This window comes from Pseudomonas sp. VA159-2, from assembly GCF_024126635.1.
In the GTDB taxonomy this organism is placed as follows: domain Bacteria; phylum Pseudomonadota; class Gammaproteobacteria; order Pseudomonadales; family Pseudomonadaceae; genus Aquipseudomonas; species Aquipseudomonas muyukensis.
Map to the genome: position 1 here is coordinate 1 of NZ_JAMYBV010000060.1, position 3241 is coordinate 3241.

Here is a 3241-nt window from a genome sequence, read left to right on the forward strand (position 1 = left end):
TCCTTGGCGTCGATGGTGTTGAGCGGAGCGACGGCGACCTGGGGTTCGCGTTGTTTGGTGTCGGTCATGCCAGCACCTCATGGTTCAGCTTGGCCGGGTTCACCGGGGCGCTGAGCTTGGGCAGGCTCGGCAGTTGCTTGAGGGCGCTGGCGGCCTTGAGCGTGGGCGCCGCACCGGGCACCACGTTGCTGGCCAGCTGGGCCATGGCGCCGGTGTCGCCGCCGACAGCGGCCTTGACCTGTTGCGCCTTCTGCAAGGCGGCCTGGCCGCTTTTCGCCAGTTGCAGGCCGGTGCCGGCCAGGGCCTTGCCCTGTTCCAGCAGGCCGTTGCCGCCGGGGCCCATCAGGCCCTGGGCCATCGATTTTCCTTGTGCCATCGCGTTCTGCATCAGTCCCTTGCCCTTGTCCATGCCTTGCTGTGCCAGTGCCAGGCCCTTGCCCAGCACCCCCTCTGCGCCCTTGCCGCCGCTGAGCACCTCGCCGACCACGGCCTGCTGGCCGGGGGCGATGTCGGCGAAGCTGGCCTTCGGTGGCCAGTCGCCGGCGCCGAAGTGGCTGCCCTCGGCCCAGGTGTCGGCCGGGTCCAGGCCGAAGTCGACCCACAGCGGGCCGGCGGCGGCGCCGCTGGCCTGGTTGAAACCGTTGCCGTCGAGGGTGCCCTTGATCGATTTGCCCAGGGCGTCGATCACGTCGTAGTCGCCGGTCTTCACGCCCTTGCTGTTGGCGTACTGGTACAGCAGCTCCAGGTCGCCCTTGCCGGGTTTCGGCGGCTCGGGGAAGGTGCCGGCCTTGCTCGCCGCGCCGATATGGGCGAACTGCGCCGCGTGAGCGGTGTAGTTGGCGCTGGTGACGTGCGTGATGCCGCCGGCGTTATAGGTGGTGGCGCTGCCGCCGCCCTGCAGCACCAGCTCGGTCTTGGCGGTGAGCACGATGCGGTCGGCGTTGGCGGTGATGTCCAGCTTGGCCAGCAGGTTGATGTTGTCCTTCAGCGCGCGGATGTCGATGTCGCCGGAGGCCGACACCAGTTTCCAGCCCAGACTCTGCACGAACAGGCGCATGCCCTGGCTGGCGCTGGCCAGCAGGCGTTTGCCGACGGACATGCTGGTGTGGCCGGTGCTGCTCAGGGCCAGGTGCTCGCCGGTGGTGATGTGGTTGGGGCCGGGGGTGGTCAGGGCGATGCCGGCCGGGCTCGACAGCACCAGGTGCGGCTGGGCGAATTCGGGGAACTCGTTGGCGCTCTGGTTGACTGGGCCACTGCCGAGGATGCCCTGGTGCTGCTCGTGCAGGCGCTTGGCCACTGCGTCCTGATCGCCCGGTTCCTGGGCCTGCATCTGCTTGGCCAGTTCGGCCAGGCTGTCCTGCTGCTCGCTGGCGGTGGCCAGACGTTCGGCAGTTTCCGGCAGGTCCTTGTGGTGCTTGGCTTCGTTGGCGCGCGGTTCGGTGGTGAGCAGCAGGCCACCGGCGGCGCGCACGGCGCCGTGGCGGTCAGTGCGCAGCTCGAAGCCTTCTCCGCGCGGGGCACCACCGCTTGGGCGCGGATGCGTCAGGTAGCCGAGGTTCAGCGCACTGGCGCCATGATCACTGCGCAGGGCGATGCTGATTTCGCTGGTGGTGTCGTCGATGCGCAGTTCGTTGCCGCGGCTGCCCTTGTATTCCTTGCTCTTGATGGTGGCCAGGGTCTTGAGGTCAGGCAGCTTGTAGTGCGGCATGTTCACGCCGTGGTACAGGCAGCCGGTCACTAGCGGCTGGTCGGGATCACCTTCGAGGAAGCTGACCAGCACTTCCATGCCGACCCGGGGCAGTTGCAGGCCAGCGATGCCCTGCCCGGCCCAGCCGCTGGCAACACGCATCCACACGCTGGACTTGTCGTCGGCCTGGCCTTCGCGGTCCCAGAAGAACTGCACTTTGATGCGCCCGTACTCGTCGCAGTAGATCTCCTCGCCGGCCGGGCCGCTAACCACGGCGCGCTGGGTGCCGAGGATGCGCGGTTTGGGGTGTTCGAGGGGTGGGCGGTAAGTGGCATCCCACGGGGTGGCGCTGAAGAAATTGCGGTAGCCCTGCTGGAAGCCGTCGTACTTGGCGTCGACATCGCTGGTGATGGTTTCTTCCAGCACCTGGGGCTGGCGGCCCTGGTGTTGCACGTCGGTGAGCAGCCAGAGGTCGTTCCAGGCGGCGTTGGGGTGCGCGCTCAGGGTCAGGAAATGCCCGCTGGCCAGCAACGGCTGGTCGCTGCGCCCTTCGGCCAGGCGGAAGTCGCTGCGATGGCGCTCCAGGGCGCGGGTGGCCAGGTGCTTGCCGCGGGCGCGGTCGAGGAATCGCCCGGGGTAGTCGTAGTCTTCCAGCTCAGGCTCGGCGTGGCTGACAGACTCGCCCTCGAGCTGGATCAGCGGTTTCTTGAAGTCGTAGTCGCGGCGGGTGACGCTGCTGGTGCGGGTTTCCACGCGCAGGCCGAAACGTTTGATCATCGGCGTGTCGGCGACAAGACCTGCATCCTGCTGGTAGGCCACCGGGGCCAGTTTGGGGAACACGGTCTGGTCATCACCGAACACCAGCTGGTGGCCGGCGGCGCTGTGGCGGAAGTGGTAGTGGATGCCTTCTTCTTCACACAGGCGTTGGATGAACTGCAGGTTGGACTCGTCGTACTGCACGCAGTACTCGCGCTCTGGGTAAATAGCACCGAGCTGGAACTGGTAGGCGTTGGCGAGGATGCCGTGCTCTTCCAGTACCTGGGCAATGATCTTCGGCACGCTCAATTGTTGGAACATGCGCTGGTTGATGCGGTGGGCCAGGTAGGCCAGCTGCGGGCGCAGGGTCACCTGGTAGCGGGTCAGGCGCTTGCCGGCCTCGCCTTGCGCGGCGCGATAGATCAGGCCGTGCAGGCCGCGGCCTTCGTCGCCGAGCTGGAGGAACGCGGGCTTGTGCAGCAGGCTTTCCAGGTCCAGCGAGGGACGCTCGCTCACCAGTTCCAGGTCGATGGCGTAAGGCTGGCTAATGGCCTCCTTGCCATCGAAGGCGAGCACCTGAAAATCGTGCGGCAGGCCGTCGATGTGCAAGCTGAAATGGGTCTGGTTCGCGGCGGCAAACATCCTTGTCCCTCTGTAGCGAGAATGATCGGGCACAACGACCGCAACCCGCCGCGCAAGCGCGGCAGGCGACGGTGTGATCCAGGCTTAGCCTGCGACCGGCGCGCGCCAGTCGTCGGAACCGGAAGTACCGGACACTTCGTGGGTCCAGGTGATCTT

1 protein-coding gene and 1 pseudogene are annotated in these 3241 nt (G+C 67.0%); both read right to left on the reverse strand.

Annotated elements, in window-relative coordinates; genetic code table 11:
* Positions 1-64: 64 nt before the first annotated feature.
* A complete protein-coding gene (tssI, locus tag NJG22_RS24295) occupies positions 65-3085 on the reverse strand; it encodes a type VI secretion system tip protein TssI/VgrG (protein WP_253098461.1) in 3021 nt (1006 codons plus the stop codon).
* 84 nt (positions 3086-3169) lie between these two features.
* Positions 3170-3241 (reverse strand): annotated as a pseudogene (locus NJG22_RS24300) (type VI secretion system tube protein Hcp); the annotation flags it as partial.

What these genes read in the sequence shown, in the direction of transcription:
- tssI (WP_253098461.1), bottom strand. Translation starts at nt 3,085, where the DNA reads ATGTTTGCCGCCGCGAACCAGACCCATTTCAGCTTGCACATCGACGGC.